This is a genomic window from Roseimicrobium sp. ORNL1 (assembly GCF_011044495.1).
In the GTDB taxonomy this organism is placed as follows: Bacteria; Verrucomicrobiota; Verrucomicrobiia; order Verrucomicrobiales; family Verrucomicrobiaceae; genus Roseimicrobium.
Genome location: NZ_CP049143.1, coordinates 6,061,378 through 6,077,312, shown reverse-complemented (window position 1 = coordinate 6,077,312; position 15,935 = coordinate 6,061,378). Strand labels below are relative to the sequence as shown.

10 protein-coding genes are annotated in these 15,935 nt (G+C 60.4%); 6 read left to right on the top strand and 4 right to left on the bottom strand.

What is annotated here, in order from left to right:
* Position 1 precedes the first annotated feature (1 nt).
* The 3 genes from G5S37_RS24410 to G5S37_RS24400 are packed head-to-tail and all read left to right on the top strand — an operon-like array spanning position 2 to position 3,907.
* Positions 2 to 2,677, top strand: a complete 2,676-nt coding sequence (locus G5S37_RS24410) for a TlpA disulfide reductase family protein (RefSeq protein ID WP_165207468.1) — start codon at positions 2 to 4, stop codon at positions 2,675 to 2,677.
* 10 nt (positions 2,678 to 2,687) lie between these two features.
* Positions 2,688 to 3,122 carry a signal peptidase II gene (locus G5S37_RS24405; protein ID WP_165207467.1) on the top strand — a complete coding sequence of 145 codons (435 nt, stop codon included), beginning with the start codon at positions 2,688 to 2,690 and terminating at the stop codon, positions 3,120 to 3,122.
* Positions 3,119 to 3,907 (top strand): prolipoprotein diacylglyceryl transferase family protein, encoded by a 789-nt coding sequence (locus G5S37_RS24400; protein ID WP_165207465.1) that lies wholly within the window; start codon positions 3,119 to 3,121, stop codon positions 3,905 to 3,907. Before G5S37_RS24405 ends, G5S37_RS24400 begins: the two co-directional genes overlap by 4 nt.
* Positions 3,908 to 3,928: 21 nt before the next feature.
* Here the strand turns inward: G5S37_RS24400 and G5S37_RS24395 are convergent, their stop codons facing one another.
* Both G5S37_RS24395 and G5S37_RS24390 read right to left on the bottom strand, forming a co-directional pair.
* Positions 3,929 to 5,512 carry a 2-hydroxyglutaryl-CoA dehydratase gene (locus G5S37_RS24395; protein ID WP_165207464.1) on the bottom strand — a complete coding sequence of 528 codons (1,584 nt, stop codon included), beginning with the start codon at positions 5,510 to 5,512 and terminating at the stop codon, positions 3,929 to 3,931.
* Positions 5,513 to 5,521: 9 nt separating this feature from the next.
* Entirely contained in the window at positions 5,522 to 9,289 is a 3,768-nt protein-coding gene (locus tag G5S37_RS24390) for a BadF/BadG/BcrA/BcrD ATPase family protein (RefSeq protein ID WP_165207463.1), read from the bottom strand.
* Between the two features lie 131 nt (positions 9,290 to 9,420).
* Here G5S37_RS24390 and G5S37_RS24385 point away from each other — a divergent pair, with 131 nt between their 5' ends.
* Both G5S37_RS24385 and G5S37_RS24380 read left to right on the top strand, forming a co-directional pair.
* Complete coding sequence (locus tag G5S37_RS24385) at positions 9,421 to 9,993, top strand: hypothetical protein (protein ID WP_165207462.1); 573 nt, start codon at positions 9,421 to 9,423, stop codon at positions 9,991 to 9,993.
* Between the two features lie 66 nt (positions 9,994 to 10,059).
* The gene (locus tag G5S37_RS24380) at positions 10,060 to 11,835 is read left to right on the top strand and encodes an Hsp70 family protein (RefSeq protein ID WP_165207461.1); all 1,776 of its coding nucleotides are present in this window, start codon (positions 10,060 to 10,062) and stop codon (positions 11,833 to 11,835) included.
* A 24-nt stretch (positions 11,836 to 11,859) separates the two neighbouring features.
* On the opposite strand, the gene G5S37_RS24375 is transcribed toward G5S37_RS24380, so the two are convergent.
* Complete coding sequence (locus tag G5S37_RS24375; protein WP_165207460.1) at positions 11,860 to 14,058, bottom strand: hypothetical protein; 2,199 nt, start codon at positions 14,056 to 14,058, stop codon at positions 11,860 to 11,862.
* A gap of 174 nt (positions 14,059 to 14,232) precedes the next feature.
* Entirely contained in the window at positions 14,233 to 15,186 is a 954-nt protein-coding gene (tal, locus tag G5S37_RS24370) for a transaldolase (protein ID WP_165207459.1), read from the bottom strand.
* Between the two features lie 190 nt (positions 15,187 to 15,376).
* Between tal and nuoB the strand changes: the two genes are divergently transcribed.
* Positions 15,377 to 15,913 (top strand): NADH-quinone oxidoreductase subunit NuoB, encoded by a 537-nt coding sequence (gene nuoB, locus G5S37_RS24365; protein ID WP_165207458.1) that lies wholly within the window; start codon positions 15,377 to 15,379, stop codon positions 15,911 to 15,913.
* Positions 15,914 to 15,935: the final 22 nt, after the last annotated feature.

The window sequence follows — 15,935 nt, the reverse complement described above, 5'->3', positions numbered from 1 at the left end:
TATGGCCAACAACCTGACAGGAGACTACGAGGCGGTGGTACAAATCTCCGTGAGGCAGATCAATGGTCTGCTCGCCACCCTGCATCAGAACGGCGTGTCAGAGAACGCGCCGCTCAAGCTGCTTCACAGTGTTGACACCCGGATCGGTGATCCCCGCCGGAAGTTCCCGGATCATGTGATCGACTTTGGCGATTGGGTTCTTGAGTTGCAGCAGGAGAAAGGGCCGAGGCCCATCAAGGATCTGCAGGATCACCTCATCAGCACGTCGCCCCCGGGAGTCGCAACGAAATTCCAGGGCATCTTCGATCACTTGGGTGACGTCGTGGTGGGCGAGTTGGAGCCCGAGGTCATCCGTGGGCGTGCCAGGGTGCAGATATCCACGCTGCAGATAAGCTTCCCGGAAGGGTCATCATCCGAGGTGATCATTCATGCGCATGCTCGCGCCCATTACTACCCGGACCCGGATACGGGGGAGCTTGCAAAGCCCGTGCATGGTGAAGTGCAGGCGACCTTTGAAGTGAGAACGACGGTGGCCGGAGGAGTTCGCAAATTGCACATCAAACCCTCCAATCAGGATGCGAAGATCCGATTCATCGCTGAGCCATCGAGTGGAATCAGTACTGCAGATGCCAACAAGCTCGGCGCCCAGATTCGCAAGCTCATACGGGAGGGCATAGAACTCATGCCGGTGACTCTGCCTGCCGGGTTTCCCTTCTCCCAATTCAAGGGCATTGGCACGGTGGGTCAGGTCCTGACGTTGCCGCTGCAGTTGTCCGGCGCTGGTGCTCCTGCGTCTGGGGTGCAGCCACTCCATACCTCCTTTGTGGGTTCCAGCGGTTTTGCGTTCGCCGTGCGCAAGGAGCATATCCAGGGACTTATCGATGTTGAGGCCATTCGCGCGTCGATCGCTGCACGGAGCATCACCTTGCGATTGGAACGATTCGGAGTTGGCGTTTCCGTGACCTACAAACTCCGCTTTTCCAGTGGTCCCACGATGACGTTCAAGGCTGGATCCATCGAACTCTCAGGGCGCGTGGAAGCGGAGACGGATACTTTTTGGGCACCGAATGGCTTCGTGAGTTTCAAGCAGGGCATCAGAATACGCCTCAATACTGCCACTCAAGTCGCAAGCCTGCGGCGTATTGGCGATCCGGACGTCGACGAGTCCTGGTTCATTCCCAGTGGCACGGCGACAAACATTGTCCGATCGGAGATCGACAAGGCGCTTGAGGCCAATGAGGACTCTGTGGAAGCCGTTTTCGACGATGCCCGAGCGAAGCTCACCAATGGCCTGAGAACCTTTGACAATGCCTCGACGGTTCGATACTCCGGTGTGGAGATCACGGTGGATGGCGTGATCGTGCGTGGAGACATCGGTGGACCTGGGAGGCCCAACCCAATCGTGGAAGTGCGTGAGACAGAGCAGGCCCAGTCTTTTACTGCATTGAGGAGTTGGATTCCCGGAGGGCGTGTCCTGCGCCACATCTGGTCATGGGTGGAGTATCCTGCCTTTCCGCCGACCGCATGGTCTGGAGTGGCGAAGTCGGCCACGGAGTTCAATCGTTTTGTGTTTCCGAAACCGCCCGGCATCACGCAGCTCAGCAGCATCTGCCTTCGTATCGAGGGCACCCAGATCCTTGCCAACGGACAGACGCGAAACATCTCCGGCGGCACCACGTGCATTGCGCCCCAACCGGAGGTGGTGATGGACATTCCTGCCTGGTGGGAACCGGTGACCCTGCCGACCTGGACGCCAGATGTGAGTGACGACACCATCCTGCGGGAGGCCATCTCCGGGCACGTGACGGTGCTCACCGATCGTCCAAGGAAGCTGGGCATCGGCCACAACACGCTGGTCTGCTTTCCGGAATGGCCCGCCGAGAACTTGCTGCAGTCGCTTCATGAGGTGCTGCGCAAGCTGAAGCGCAAAAACTATTCTCTCCTGGTGATCCTCGTTCTACCGGAGGGCGCCTTCGATGTCACCCGCAAGGAGATGGAGGCACGGCTCGCGCTGCGCGAAGGGAAATTCCCGGTCTCCGTGCAGCTCACTGAGGATGACGACGGCGGCTGGTCCCGGACCTTTGCTGTGTCGAAGCGGCCTTCATGCTACCTGATCAATGCGCGTCGTGAGTTCGTCTGGAAGCATGAGGGCACTCCTGATCCAGACAAATTCGCTGCGATTTTGGAAGAGAAGCTGGTGGTCGCACCGGGGCCGCGCACGCAGCCGTTGCGGCTTGCCGTGGACACGGGGGCCTCTGCTCCTGATATCACGTTTGAAGATGCGAGCCGCGAGCGCTCGGCACTTCACCGCATGCGAGGGCAGACACTTCTGCTGAACTTCTGGCAGTCGTGGTCCGCGCCATGTCTGGCGGAACTTGAGCGACTGCAGCTGCTTCATGAGAAGGGTGGGGAAAATATGCCTCGCATCCTCTCCTTCCACGGGGGCAAGGATGTCAAGAAGATGGAGGAGATTCGCCAGCGTCTTGGGCTGACCTTCACGGTGGTGCAGGATCCGGAGCAGCGCCAGGCCCGGAAATATGGCGTGCGCTGCTGGCCTACCACGATTGAGGTGAATGCGGACGGAAACGTGGAGCACGTGCAGTTCGGAGTGGATCATCATCATGACGAGCGCGGTTACACGGACGACGACGTTGCCCAAACCGCTCCGGGAGCCTAGACTGCACCTCATGCTGTTACTGGTGGCATTTCTCCTCGCCGTGCCGTTGCTCGACCACGGGGTGAAGGCGTCGCTTCGCCAGTCGCTCGGCACGCGGGCGGTGTCACTGGGAATGCTCGGCTGTGTGCGCGTGGTCAGTGGCAGGATGTGGATGACGCGATTGAAAGGAAGTCCCAGTCCCGCCTTCCTGTGGCTTGTGTGGTTTGGGGCGGCAGGGGCGCTGGTGGCGGCCAGCATGCTGTTGCCAGAGGGAAGACCATTCGTAGGGTTGCTTCTCGGCGGTTCCTTGAGTCATGCGTGGGAGAGCACGCGCTATGGAACCATCTGCGACTACATCTGCCTGCGCTTCTGGCCGGCTTTCAACCTTGCTGACGTGGCCATCACCATCGGCGGTCTTGGTCTCATCTGGAGCCTGGCTATGGCCATGAGGGGAGGTCTTACATGAGTGAACGTGTTGCCGCACCTGCAATTCATGAGGCGTTTCCTCGGTACTTCAAGATTGCGGGGCACTGGGTGAATTCCTACAAGGTCTTCCTCTGCGTGGGCCTTTATGTGGGCACGCTGGCGGTTGGGGCGCTGGCAAGCTACTCGGGTCTTTCCCCGCTCCGTGTCGGTCTCGGGGCGCTGTCGTGTGCGCTCGCGGGTCTCTTTGGGGCGCGGGTGTATCATCTTTTGGTACATGCTCCTGTCTATCTCAGACAGGGTTCCTGGAGCGCGCTCTGGGATGGTCGCCGGGGTGGATGGAGCGTGTTTGGTGCTCTGCTGACCTTGGTGCCGATGACCTTTATTGTATCGTGGCTGCTGGGTATTCCGGCAGCGACGTTCTGGGATCATCTCGGCGCCGGTATTCTGGCGGGTGGATTCTGGGTGCGCCTCGGTTGTGTCTTCAATGGCTGCTGTGTGGGTCGGGAAACGCAAGGGCTGATGGGCGTGCATCTCCATGATGTGCATTGTGTCTGGAAACGCCGCATTCCGGTGCAGTTCATGGAGATGGCGTGGTGGTTGCTGGGTGGGTTGATTTTTCTGGTGTTGTGGTCGCGGGCCTATCCACCTGGAAGTTATGCGCTCGGCGTGCTCGCGTGGTATGGCACGGGACGCTTCTTCCTGGAGCCCTTGAGAGAGAAGCCGGATGTGATCTTTGGAAAGCTGCGCATCAATCAGCTCGTCGCCGCTCTCCTTGCCCTTGGAGCAGGAGGGGCGCTGTGGCTTCGACTCGCGACTGCTGGATAGGCAAAGGATGCCGCTTTCGCTTCAGCATTCTGCAAGTACCACATTTGCACCGGAACCTGCCATCACATGCCTGGCATGATGCAGTGACTCCTTGCCGCCGCGGCACCTCTTCATCGCCTCTTCAAGGGTGGTGCCTTGTTGTTGCAACGCTGCTGCAAACTCCTCCCTTGCCTTGCGCCGTGCGCGGAAGAGACACATGAGCACGCGGCTCTGAAAATTCACCGCACCATCTCCGGTCGTTTCCACAGGGCAGAAGATGATTTCGGGATGACGTGTCGCCACCAGCGACTGGATGCCATCTGAAACGCCGGAGCTGGGCATGCAACCAAAGGGCTTCACAGAGACAATCATGTGTGCGCGGCGTGCCTTCGTGGCCTCAATGAATTTGCCCACTTCCATGTGTCCTTCACCGCCGCGCAGCTCCACGTCGTAGTATGGTTGTGCGAGTGTGCCGATCTCATCCATGTCCGGCAGATGGAATCCCTTGAGCCCGACGCACCGGGCAGCTGTTTGAAAAATCACGCGCAGCGCGTGGTCCGCGAGCCAGAGCCCTCGCAGCAGTTTGGGCGCATTACGTCTTGCGAGTCCCTTGCCTGCCTCATCCTTCTCCTTCAGTTCAAGACGGCGCCGCGTGTCGCGCTGTCCCTGCCAGATCATGTAGAGAAGCCAGGCGCTCACGGCCTGTACCTCCACTTCGGCGCCTTCCTCTTCCAGGAAGCGCTGTAGATGATAATTGCCATCGCCTTCCGTGGTCATCGCCCAGAACTCGCCGATGATCATCACCTTGGGTTTGGCCTGCAGACGGTTCACTTCCACGCGTTCGAGTTCCTTCCGGCAGCGACGCAACGCCAGCAGGGTGGATTTTCGCTGCTGCAAGGCGGTGCACACGATCTCCTTGCACCTTTCCAGGGCCGCATCCGTTGCACCCTTGGTGACTTCATAAGGGCGGATGCGGTAGCCGATGGCATTGAGCACATCCCCGGCGACAAGCGCTTTCACGATTTGCATGAAGAACTTGGGGGTCAGCTCCAGTCCGACGTCATCACCGGTCGCTTGCTTGAAGCCGCCTTGCTGTTGGAATAGCAACACGCGAAAACCCTCGAAGCCGGCATCACGCAAGGCCTTGCGATACTCCGTGGCATAGGTGCCGAAGCGACAGGGGCCACACGCTCCCGCGGTCATGAACACATAGCGCCTGACAATGTCCGGCACCGGCACCTTCTCTTCGTCGCGCAGGGCCACGAGTCGTTTGATGAGGTTGCCCACCGTGAAGTAGGTGGGGTTGCACTGGCCGCGATTCCCAAACTCCTTGCCCAGGTGCAGTGCTTTCGTGTCGGGGCAGGGGAGAACTTCAATGCGATAACCAATTCCCTGAAGGCCCGCTTTCACGAATACATCCTGCGCGATGGTCAGTCCGCCGAGCAGGATGGTGGTGTGCTCGCGCTGAGAACGTGTGAAGGTCTGTGGATTGGGATCATGCCATTGCGAGGCCGGTTGGTCCTCAAGCCCCAGTCGCGTACGTTCCTTACGTTCGAAGACCTTCATCTCCTCCTCGATCTCAGCGAGGGTCAGAGCGCCAGCACGAGGATGAGTCGTCGTGATCATAGGAGTGAATCAATCGATGAAGTTGAGAGTGGGCACGAGATTCGCCTTCGATGAGCACCCCGTGCCACAACCGGAACATCCACCGCCGTTGCTGCCGCATCCGGTGGAGGCGGGCGAAGCTTTGCTGAGGAATGTCAGTTGAGGTGGAAGAGGTGCCACATCCGCAGTGCGGTCGAAGTGCGGCGGCATGGCGGGATATTCTTTGGCCAGGTCTGCGGCCCTGATGCCGAATACGGGCTCCTCTTCCTCCAGATACTGCTGGAAGGCGCGCTCCATGTCTTCGCGTGATGAATCCCCGTGCTCTGCCAGAGCTGTCGCGCGCTGATGCATGAGGCGCGCACGATGTTCCGCCAGACGCCGCTCCAGTTCGCCGATTCGCGTCGCGCGATCTTCCAGCATCTCCTGGTGTCGCCGCAGGGTGTAGGCATAGGTCTTTACACGAATCTTCTGCGAGCCTGCCGGTTTGTTCGCATCCAGATCGTGCATCGCGAGGTAGGGCGTGCCACCGGCGGTGATGATGTCGCTGATGAGGCCATACGTCGGCGCATCATGTCCGCACTTGAAGCTGGACAGGTCCAGCACAGCAATGTGCGGGTGACGCGCTGCGAACTTTGCGGCCCACACTTTCTGCACGCTGTTGGTGGAGTAGTTCTCCGGCCACACGTCACGGATGTCGAGAGGGGTTGCGATTCTGCCAGATGCCAGGTCTTCTTTGAACCATCGAGAGAGCCACGCAGGATCCTTGGGAATGGAGCGGATGGTCAGCACGGGATAGCCCAGTGCCTGGAACTCCTCCAGCAGACCGTGATTCATCCCGGGGTCCGCATGATAGGGGCGCGCCAGGACCAGCAGCGCGATCTTGTTTTCGCTCTCCACCTTCTCCAGCACTTCCAGCCCGCGCCTTTCAAGTTCCAGACTTGTCTGGCGCAACGCTTCCCATCCCTCATCCACCGCGAAGTCACTCTCGTCTTCAGTGATGCCGAGACGCTGGCCCCACATCTCAAACATCTGCCGCTTGAAGTAGGCTGGCTCTTCGAGCGTCACGGCGCCGTCGACGTATTCCGTGCCTTTTGAGGCGAAGAAGTCCTGCTCCTTGGTGAAGGCAGCCTTCATCACATTGGGAGTGCCCGCGACGATGGGACATGATGCGGAATCCATCACTGGCGAGACGAACGTCGGCAGGTGCGTGATGCTTGGGAAGAAGATGTAGTCGAGTGGAGACTCTGGTGGGTTGTGGGTCTTGAAGAGCAGGTGATGCAGATGTGCCTGCACTACCTTGGAGGGATAGCAGGGATCCACGGAGCCGTAGCGTGCGCCCTCCAGGTACATTTCCTCGGAGGTCGCAGGCGAGAAGAGGATGTTTTTGGAAGGAATGCCGAGCGCTTCGAAGTATGCCCGGAAGAGCGGTGCGGTGGTGTAGAGGTTGAGCACACGAGGAATGCCGATGCGCAGTCGCTGGCGACGATCCATGGCTTCCTTGTGCGAGCGCTGGAAGGACCGGGATATGCGTTTGGCCGAGAACGACCACCATGCCTTTTGAGTTTCCCTAATACCTAGAGGCGTGCCTGCATCCGGCAGCGCGCGTGGCGTGTACACGGATTGGAAGACCACACGGGCCTCATATTCCAGAAGATTGAGATGCTCCTCCTTGAGGGCATTCCGCTTCTTCAGCAGGGCCATCATCGCGTCCTTCGACTCCACCGTGCCTTTCTCACAGGAGAACCCGGAGATGTAGCGGCTGCTGCGCCCGTCTGGAGCCTGGGCGTCGATGAAGGTGCGGGAGCAGTGGTTGCGGCAGAAGTTGCAGCGCGTCTTGTCATCATTGCGCGTGGTGTAGGCAATGCCCATGGCCTGTTGCATGCCGATGAAGCGGGTGCTGCCGCGACGCTTCACGATTCGCAGCGTTTCAATCGCAGCACCGATGGCACCTGCTTCACCGCAGTGGGGATGCACGTGCACTTCTGCGCCGGGCACGCGCTCCTTGATGTAGTCCACCTGGGCTTTCACCGCCGCCAGATTGTATTGCGTGCCGCCTTGCAACACATAACGCGTGCCAAGCGAAGCCAGCCGGGGAATCTGCACCACGTATTGCCAGATATTCTTGGGCAATACCATCGCGAGCCCCGCGAGCAACTCTTCCCGCTGGTAACCCTCCTTCTGAAAATTCACGCGGTCGCTATCCAGAAACACCGCACATCCATAGCTGAATACAGGAGCGCCCTTCGCAGCGAAGGCGGTGTCCGCATACTCGCGCAACGGCACACCAAATTGATCCGCCATGGCCTGCAGCAGCATGCCGTTTCCTGCGGAGCACTGGTTGGAGAGGCGGAAGTCGCGGATGTCGCCGTTCTGCATCATCAGCACCTTGATGTCCTGGCCACCGACATCGCAGATGACATCGATCTCGCCGAAGAAATGCCGTGCGCTCAGCATGTGCGCGACGGTCTCCACGATGTTCACGTCCGCGCCTGCGACTGTTTCGAGCACATCAGCAGCATATCCGGTGGCACCGAAGCCAAGCACTTCGAGATTCGCTCCCTGTCCCACCACCTGTCCATGGAGGTCCGTGAGGAGGCTGCGGAAATCTTCGATGGGATTGCCCTTTGAGAGTCGGTAGGACTTTGCGAGCACCGTACCCGATTCATCGACCAGCACTGCCTTTGATGACGTGGAACCTCCGTCCAGCCCAATGACCGCACGCGCGGTCGTTCCTGGTTGGAAGGTTGCCGTCTCGAATTTAGGCACTGCATAGGCCTCCCGGAATGCCTGCGCATCTTCGAGGCTCCTGGCCAGTGGAATGCCACGCGCCTTGCCTGAGCCGCCGGCCTCGCTTGCCGCGGCATGTAAACGCACAGCATCCATGCCCCGGAAGCGGCCGACATTCTCCGGCAGGTCCAACCCATACAACACCGCGCCATAGGCGGCGTAGTATTGCGAGTTCTGGGGCACGGTGATCAGTTCTTCAACGGCGCGCTCGGAGGGCAGGGCCATGCCACGTTGTGTCCACGTCTCAGGAATACGAAGCCGCCAGCAGTCTTGCAGAAAGGGGAGATAGGTGTTTGGGCCACCGAGCAGAATCACTTCCGGCACCAGCGTATTTCCGCGGGTGAGTACCGAGAGGTTCTGATTCACGATGGCATCCGCCAGTGAACAAATCACTTCCGGGGCAGGGATGCCGGACTTGATGAGGTTGACGATGTCTGTCTCCGCAAACACACCACACTTCGCGGCCACCTTGTGCAGTTTTGTAGCGTCAAAGCGAAGCTCCGCGAGTTGTTCACGCGGCAGGCCCGCTTTGAGGATGCACTTGTCGATGGTGGCGCCGGTGCCGCTCGCGCACTTGTCGTTCATGGAGCACAGCGGGCGCTTTTCTCCGGTTTTCGAATCCTTCTGGAAGATGATGATCTTCGCGTCCTGTCCTCCAAGCTCAACGACACTTCCCGCATCCAGATGCAGCGATTCCACGGCCAGCGTCACTGCATTCACTTCCTGCACAAAGGCTGCGCCAAGAGGCTCCACCAGAGGTCCTCCACCCGAGCCTGTGACGAAGATGCGCATCTCATTCGCGCACGCCTGGGAGAAAGTCTCGCAGATCTCGCCCAGCATGTGCGATGCGGCGGCGACCTGCTTCGTTTCGTGGCGGCGGTAACTGCTCCAGCGAATTTCGTGTGAAGCGGCATCCACCACGACCGCCTTCACTGTTGTCGAACCTACATCCAGTCCGATCACGAGGCCGGACGTGAACGCTGGCTTCGCCGATGGATGCGTCGTGGACATATCACGTGCAGCGGTTCGCGGGGCAAGGTGTGGCAGCTTCCGCCGCAGGCAAATGGTACTTCATGAATAATCCTTCCGGTCGCGCTTGCCACGGCGTCTCCTCATGAGGATGGTGCGGCACTGCCTCACTCATGACCCCGGATTCCTTCGCCATTTTTTCGATTCCAAGAAGGACAGCGATTGATTCTGCACAATTGCAGGCGTCGTATGCCGCGCTGAGTCGCGCAGCGCATCCGGATCACGGTGGCAGTGAGGAAGCGGCATCTTCTGTAAATGCAGCCTATGAGACGCTGCGTTTTCCGGAGAAGCGGCTGAAGCACCTCATCGAAGTCGCTGCCCCAGAAGGAGCGAAGGCCTGGCGCACGGTGCCGCTGGATGAGTCCATGATGGCTGTGTTCATGGAACTCGGCAGCGCGCTGGATGCCTCCGCCAAACTCCTGGAGCGGAAAAGCAAGGCAGCCTCGGCCCTGGCCAAGGCGCTGCTCACCAACGAGGAACTGGTGTTGCGCGAGCGTCTGGAGACCATCGGGTTTGGGTTGGAGGAGAGAAAGACCGGCATGGAAGCCGGGTTCACCCAGCTTGATGAGCGTCTGGAGTCTGGCGATGACACTGTCTGGAAAGACATCGCCGCCACCCAAGCCAGGCTGGCCTACCTTGCGAAATGGCAGACACAGATTCGCGAGCGGCTACTTGCGATGATGTAGCCCTGCACTCCGGGGTGCTCTTGGCCACTTGCGCTTTTGCCTCGGGCACGGCATGGGAGCTGTGACATGGCAACGGCATCCCCGATTCTCGGCATCGACCTCGGCACCACCAATTCCCTCGTGGGTGTGGTGGACAGTGGCTTTCCCATTTTGCTGGCCGATGCGGACGGCGCCCGGCTGACACCATCTGCCGTGCACTATGCCGCGGATGGATGCGTGACGGTGGGGGCGGCAGCCGTGCGTCAACGCGCCATCGATCCCACTCGGACGGTCACCTCAGTGAAGCGCCTCATCGGGCGCAGGGCAGGGGAGGCGGAGTGGAAGCCGGCGTATGATCTGAAGGCCTTGGGGAAGTCGCCCGCAGAAGGGAGCGCGGATATCCTCAAGCATCTGAAGGCCATTGCGGAGAGCGCTCTTGAAACGGAGGTGTCTCGCGCGGTCATCACGGTGCCCGCCTATTTCAACGATGCGCAACGCAACGAGACCAAACGCGCCGGAGAACTCGCCGGGCTCACGGTCGAGCGCATCGTAAGTGAGCCTACCGCGGCTGCGCTCGCCTATGGTCTCGACAAGCTGGAGGAGAACAAGAAGATCGCGGTCTATGATCTGGGCGGCGGCACGTTTGACATTTCCATTCTGGAAATGCGCGATGGCGTCTTCCAAGTGCTGGCCACTGCCGGTGACACCCAGCTCGGCGGTGACGACATCGACCGTGCGCTGGCAGACTGGATTCTCCGCGCATCGGCGCTCCCCTCTGACTCTGCCATCCAGCACGCGCGTCTGATTGCTGCTGCCGAGGAGGCGAAGAAGAAGCTCTCCGCGGAAGCAGAGTTCACGGTGGAGCTTCCGTTCTTCCAGGACACCGCGAATCTTTCCGTGCGCGTGCAGCGCAGCGATCTGGACGCCATCGCGCAGCCGCTCATTGAGCGCACGCGCCTGCATTGCCGGCGTGCCTTGCTGGATGCGGGTCTCTCGGCAGCAGATTTGGATGATGTGATCCTCGTGGGCGGGAGCACGCGCATGCCGCTCGTCCGCCAGGTGGTGCAGGATATCTTCGGGCGTGAGCCCAATGTCTCGCAGAATCCTGATGAAGCCGTGGGTCTGGGTGCGGTGATTCAGGCAGGCATCCTCAGCGGAGCCTTGCGCAATGTGGTGTTGCTGGATGTGACGCCGCTCTCACTGGGCATCGAGACCTTCGGCGGTTTGATGAACATCATCATCCCGCGCAACTCCACCATTCCCTGCCGTGCCGGGGAGATGTTCACCAATGCGGTCGCCAATCAGCAGGAGATGCTCATTCGTGTGCTGCAGGGCGAGCGCGAACTGGCCAAGGACAACTGGGAGCTCGGTCGCATCGCTGTGCCCTTTCCACCGGGGCCCAAGGGCAGCGCACGGGTGGGTGTGCAGTTCGCGATTGATGCGAATGGCATCCTCCAGGTGCTGGCTCGCGATACCGCCACCAACACGGACACCATCTTGGAAATTCAAAACTCTGCCGTGGATGTGGATGACGAGAAGGTGGAGAAGATGATCGCAGAGAGCGTGGACTTCGCCTTCGAAGACATGAACGAGCGCATCTGGACCGAAGCACACCTGAAGAGTGAGGAACTGCTGAAGGCGGTGGATGAGGCGCTGGAACAATGTGCTGGCCTCGTGCCCGAAGACGAAGTGGAGAAGATCAAAGTCGCCGCCAGCGAGGTGCGCAACGTCATGCAGGCAGAGCTGCACGATGCGCGCGCCCTGAAAGCCGCGAATCAGTTGCTGGATGATGCCACCCAGCAACTCGCGGTACTGCTCGTCGAACGCGCGATGGAGGCTGCGCTGGAACGCAAACTCTCATAGCGCGGGCTCGACTCTCGCAGAAGGCTACTTCTCTTCCTCGACTGCGGCAGGCTGAGCTTCTGCCTCGGCTTCAGCTTCCGTGTCGGAGGATGAGGCTTCGTCGCTCGCTGCTTCCGGTGCAGGCTCGGTGGCAGTCGATTCTATTTCCACTGGAGCTTCGGTTTCGGCGGCGACTTCGAGAAGCTCGCTCTCCGCTTCACCGTGAGGCTCGGATTCTGTCGCGATCTCCTCAGCTTCCTCAGCGGACGCTTCTGCCTCGCCTTCGGCGGGGACTTCGGCTTCAGCTTCAGCAGGAGCAGCAGCGGATTCGCCAGCAGCAGCCTTGGCAGCGGGAGCAACTTTCGGCTTCGGCGGCGGGGGTTCGGTCACGCCGGGGAAGACCACGCCATCAGCGTACTCGATCACGTAACCTTCGCTGTTGAGCCAGTGGAGGTCCTGAAGAGCGTGAAGTTGATCACCGGTCCACTCGTGTTGAGCAGCTGCTGCGGCAGGCGCGGGAATCACCACGGCAGGAGCAGGAGCAGGTGCGGGTTCCGGGGCAATCTGCGCGGCGGGAGCTTTTTCCACAGGAGCATCTTCTGCCGTCTCGACTGGAGCAGTCTCAGCGACTTCAGCTTCCGTGGAAATCTCAGCAGCAGCAGCAGGAGCGGATTCAGGAGCAGGCTCGATGGGAGGCAGCTCCGTACCGGCACTCGCGCCGAATGCTTCGGCGACCACGGCGGGTTCGCTCACGACGGGCGCTTCATCGGTCGCCAGCGGTGCGGCGACTGCGGGAGTGGGGGCCGCTGCTTTTGCAGTGACCGGAGCATCCGTGGATGGAGCCACGCTTTCGATGAGCTTCTTCACCTGGATGCCAGGCTGCGTCTTGATGATCTCCACCATCTTCGCGATGCGCGCGGAGAGCACCACATTGCCCTCAAGGAGGCGCGGGCGGGTGCGGCTCACCCAGAGCTTGCCACCACGGCGCTTGAAGAGCTTCAATCCATGCCGCTCAAAGCCGCTGCAGAGTTGCTGGGCGGTGCTCAGCAGGTGCTTGCGACCTTCATCCACGGCGCGCCGCAGGTGATTGTAGAGCGAGGGTGAAAGCAGGCGCTTGGGGATGTTGCCGGCCACTGAGGCGTCGGAGACTTCGCCCACGAGCGTGTCCGCGTGATGTGCGCGGAAGTGAGCTTCCATCTCACTCCGCGTCTTGAAGGTCTTTGGTTCCTCGCCTTGGGCGGTTTCGCCCTTCAGCCAGGTCCATTGCATGCCGTGCTTTTGGGATTCCTTCCACTTGGCCACAGCTTCCGGAGTGCTTTCCGTACGGACGCGGCGCTTGTAGTCCTCGAAGGGCAGATGACTGAACTGCTCGCGATGGATCTTGTGCAGCGTCGTCTGGTAGCTGTGATGGCTGGGCGGACCGAGGATTTCGCCGGTCATCCCGCACACTGCCACGCTGGTGAAGTTGCCTTTTGGCTCTTCCAATTCGATCTCATCGACCTTGTAGAAGCTGCTGATCGCCTCGCCGTGGATCACGTGGGTGAGTGCTTCCTCACGGCTGAGCCAGAGTGAGCCATCCGTGGGCACTGCGTAGAGCTTGGTGTTGACCTCCGGCGCCATCTTGAAGCGCACGTGGAAACGATCACCACTCGCCAGCACGAGGCGTGCTGCATCGAAGACACTGTAAGCCTTGCCCGCCGTGCGGATCATGGCAGCCATGGCCTCGGTGGCCTTGGCTTCGGGTTCCACCTGCACATTGAGTCCTGTTACGGGAGGGGGAGCCTGCTCAAAGCGCGGCCTGTCACCGTAGCCGCCGCCGCCACCACGGCGGTCTCGGTCATCGCGACCACCGCGTCCCTGCGGACGAGGGCCACGATCCTGGCGATAGCCTCCGCCGCCACCTGCACCACCACCGCCTCCGCGGCGGTCATCACGACGATCACCAGCACCGGGCGGGCGGGGACCACGATTCTGGTCTCCGGGGCCACGGGGTTTATCGAAAGGTCTGCGGTCACCACGGGGCGGTCCGCCTGTGCCACCACCACCTCCACTGCCGCCGCCGAAGCTGCGTCGCTGTTGATCTCTCGGACCTCTCCCGTCGCGCCGATCACGGCTCCGGGTGTCCTCTTCGGGATAGTCTGCCGCCGGTGAAGGCGATGATTTTCCAAACTCAGATACCCACTTGGGCATGAGGCGAAGATCGGACAAGTCGAGCGGTGGCGGGGATTCGGGGGAATCAGACATGGAGCGGCGATGCGGAAGAACTTCCATTGTGACCGTTTCATCGACGAAGGCAATGGCTTTATCGCATCTGCGCCGTCCGGTGGAGCCTCACAATGAATATTCAGCAAAAGGGGCCGCATCCTAACCGGACGCAGCCCCTTTGATGAATGAAATATCTGACGTTTTCGACTCAGCTTAGAGCATCGCGGCGACCTGCTTCTGCAGCTTCACGATGTCTTCGGCGAACTTGCGGATGCCTTCAGCCGTTTTGTCGACCGCCATGGGATCTTCATTGAAGAGCCAGCGGAAGGACTTTTCGTTCAGCTCGATTTTGTCGAGCTTCGCGGACTTGGCGGCCTCGGCATTGAGCTTCGGCGTGATGGGGTCGTTCGAGGCAGCCAGTTCGCCGAGCAATGCCGGGCTAATGGTCAGCAGGTCGCAGCCGGACAGTTCGGTAATTTCACCCTTGTTGCGGAAGCTGGCGCCCATCACCTCGGTCGTGTAACCGAAGTGCTTGTAGTAGTTGTAAATGGCGGTCACGGACTGCACGCCGGGGTCTTCCGTGGCGGTGTAGTCCTTGCCCGTGCTCTTCTTGTACCAGTCGAGGATACGGCCCACGAAGGGGGAGATGAGCTTGATGCCGCCTTCGGCGCAGGCAATGGCCTGGGGAAGGGAGAAAAGAAGCGTGAGGTTGCAGTTGATGCCTTCCTTCTGAAGGATTTCTGCCGCCTTGATGCCTTCCCAGGTGGAGGCGATCTTGATGAGGATGCGCTCGCGGCTGGTGCCGGCCTTCTCGTACAGGTCGATGATGTGGCGGGCCTTTGCCAGGGTGCCTTCCGTGTCGAAGGACAGGTGGGCGTCCACTTCCGTGGAGACGCGACCGGGGACGATTTTCAGAATCTCCTGCCCGAAGTTCACCAGGATGGCGTCGATGACGGAGTCCACCAGCTTCTCTCCGCTGAGGGAGGAGCCTTTGTGGTCAGTTACTGCCTTGTCGACCAGCGCTTTGTACTCCGCCTTCTGGGAGGCTGCCAGGATGAGGGAGGGGTTCGTGGTGGCATCTTGGGGCTTGTAGGCCTTCATGGCCTCGAAGTCGCCGGTGTCCGCCACAACGACAGTGTGCTGCTTGAGCTGGTCGAGTTGATTCATGTCGAGAATAGGGCAATCAACATAGGAGGATTGGGGGTGGATGCAAGGGACGAGTGCGTGGCAAAGAATTCATGGGAGGGGTGAAAGCGGCTCATGTTCCGCCATGCCGTGTGAAAGCTGCTTGTGAAATATTTCACAAAGCGGTTGCCCACCGCCGGGCAGGCACTACCATGATCTTCAAGGAGCCGCCATGTCTGCACCCGAGCCCATCGTTACCCCGTTTGCCTACGATTCCAAAATCGAGAGCAATGTCGTCATCACCAAGCTGGATGCGGCCATCAACTGGATGCGCAAGAACTCCCTCTGGCCGATGCCCATGGGTCTTGCCTGCTGCGCCATTGAGCTCATGGCCACCGCCAGCTCCCGCTATGACATCTCCCGCTTCGGCGCGGAAGTCTTCCGGTTCTCCCCCCGCCAAGCCGACGTGATGGTCGTGGCCGGCACCGTGACTTATAAGATGGCTCTCGCCGTGAAGCGCATCTGGGACCAGATGCCTGAGCCGAAGTGGTGCATCGCCATGGGCGCCTGCGCCAGCAGCGGTGGTATGTACCGCAGCTATGCGGTGCTCCAGGGCATCGACCGCCTCATCCCGGTGGACGTGTACATCTCCGGCTGCCCTCCCCGTCCTGAAGCACTTCTGGAAGGTTTCTTCCGTCTGCAGAAGAAGATCGAAGGCGAATCCGCCCTGCTCGATCAGAAGAAGGAACTTGTGGAGGAGTTGAGCTAAGCAGCAGCAGCACGTCATTTGA

Coding starts and splice junctions, on each gene's coding strand:
- G5S37_RS24410 (WP_165207468.1), top strand. CDS start 2: ATGGCCAACAACCTGACAGGAGACTACGAGGCGGTGGTACAAATCTCC.
- G5S37_RS24405 (WP_165207467.1), top strand. CDS start 2,688: ATGCTGTTACTGGTGGCATTTCTCCTCGCCGTGCCGTTGCTCGACCAC.
- G5S37_RS24400 (WP_165207465.1), top strand. CDS start 3,119: ATGAGTGAACGTGTTGCCGCACCTGCAATTCATGAGGCGTTTCCTCGG.
- G5S37_RS24395 (WP_165207464.1), bottom strand. CDS start 5,512: ATGATCACGACGACTCATCCTCGTGCTGGCGCTCTGACCCTCGCTGAG.
- G5S37_RS24390 (WP_165207463.1), bottom strand. CDS start 9,289: ATGTCCACGACGCATCCATCGGCGAAGCCAGCGTTCACGTCCGGCCTC.
- G5S37_RS24385 (WP_165207462.1), top strand. CDS start 9,421: ATGACCCCGGATTCCTTCGCCATTTTTTCGATTCCAAGAAGGACAGCG.
- G5S37_RS24380 (WP_165207461.1), top strand. CDS start 10,060: ATGGCAACGGCATCCCCGATTCTCGGCATCGACCTCGGCACCACCAAT.
- G5S37_RS24375 (WP_165207460.1), bottom strand. CDS start 14,058: ATGTCTGATTCCCCCGAATCCCCGCCACCGCTCGACTTGTCCGATCTT.
- tal (WP_165207459.1), bottom strand. CDS start 15,186: ATGAATCAACTCGACCAGCTCAAGCAGCACACTGTCGTTGTGGCGGAC.
- nuoB (WP_165207458.1), top strand. CDS start 15,377: ATGTCTGCACCCGAGCCCATCGTTACCCCGTTTGCCTACGATTCCAAA.